Annotated in this window: 2 protein-coding genes; both read right to left on the bottom strand. The window is 72.2% G+C overall.

The window, feature by feature from the left end:
- Window positions 1-43 precede the first annotated feature (43 nt).
- Window positions 44-1,054 carry an aldo/keto reductase gene (locus tag AC27KI_RS24645; protein WP_487116397.1) on the bottom strand — a complete coding sequence of 337 codons (1,011 nt, stop codon included), beginning with the start codon at window positions 1,052-1,054 and terminating at the stop codon, window positions 44-46.
- Between the two features lie 61 nt (window positions 1,055-1,115).
- Window positions 1,116-1,479: shikimate dehydrogenase family protein (locus tag AC27KI_RS24650; protein WP_487116399.1), on the bottom strand; the 364-nt coding region annotated here is incomplete at its 5' end.

Below are 1,479 nucleotides of genomic sequence, written 5' to 3' on the forward strand. Positions count from 1 at the left end.
TAGGGCATATTGCTATTAAAAGTGTAGCAATGTGCTTTGGGGCTCAGAACGCTTCGGTATCCACCTCGGCCTGTGCCTGGGGCGGGTAGCGGTCGCCCGCCATGGCGCGGTCATGCACGAGCGCATCGAGCCGCGCCAGCAGCTCGGGCGGCAGTCGCACCTCCGCCGCGCCCAGGTCGTCGCGCAGGTGCGCCACGCTCGTGGTGCCCGGAATCGGGATGATCTCCGGCCCCTGCGCCAGCAGCCAGGCCAGGGCCAGCTGCGCGGGCGTGCAGCCGGCCTCGCGGGCGAGGGCCTCGTAGGCGCCCAGCAGCCGCAGGTTGGCCGCGTAGGCCTCGGGCGCGAAGCGGGGCATCGTGCGGCGGATGTCGCCCGGCGCCAGCGTGGACACATCGCGCAGCGCGCCGCCCAGAAAGCCCCGCGCCAGCGGGCTGAACGCCACGAACGCCGTGCCCAGCTCGCGGCAGGCCTGCAGCACGGCGATCTCGGGGTTGCGCGTGCACAGCGAATATTCGGTCTGCAGCGCGGTGATGGGGTATTCGGCATGCGCGCGGCGCAGCGTGGCGGCCGACACCTCCGACAGGCCCACGCCGCGGATCTTGCCCTCGCGCACCAGATCGCCCAGCGTGCCCACGCTGTCTTCGATGGGCACGCGCCGGTCCCAGCGGTGCAGGTAGTACAGGTCGATCACGTCCGTGCGCAGCCGGCGCAGGCTGGCCTCGCAGGTCGCGCGCAAGGTGGCGGGGCGGCCATCGATCACGCGCACCAGCTTACCGTCGCCGTTGGCGTCCACGCCCTGCATGCCGCACTTGCTCGCCAGCGTGATGCGCTGGCGGTGCGGCGCGAGGATCTCGCCCACCAGCGTCTCGTTGGCCCCGAAGCCATAGAGCGCCGCGGTGTCGAACAGCGTCACGCCCTCGTCGAGCGCGGTGAGCAGCACCCGCTCGGCCTGCTCGCGCGAGGCCGGTACGCCGTAGGCATGGCTGAGGTTCATGCAGCCCAGGCCGATGGGGTGGACCTGGAAGGGGCCGAGGGAGCGGGGGGTGGTGGGCATCGAATGGCGCTGGTGTGCGAAGCGGAAGGTGGCGTGACGGTAGCGGCCGGGCAGGCACCAGTCAATACACGATGCGCGCCACCGCACGCAGCGCCTCGGGCGTGGCGCCGCCCCAGCCGAAGAACTCCAGGTACGCGGGAATCATCTCGAACAGCATGTCGGTGCCCTGCTGCACCGGGCAGCCCCGGGCCATCGCGGCCTGCAACAGCGGGGTGTGGGCCTGCGCCATCACCACCTCGCCCACGAAGGTGCCGGGGGCGATGCGGTCCACGTCGAAGGGCAGGGGGTCGTCCTCGCGCATGCCCAGGGGCGTGGCGTTCACGACCAGGTCGAAGCCGGCGGGGTCGTTGCGGCCCACCGCCGTGCGCAGGGCGGGGTAGTGCTGCCGCAGCCGGTCGGCCAGCGCCTGCGCGCGGGTGGCCGTC

This window comes from Acidovorax sp. KPB24-03 (genome assembly GCF_057546605.1).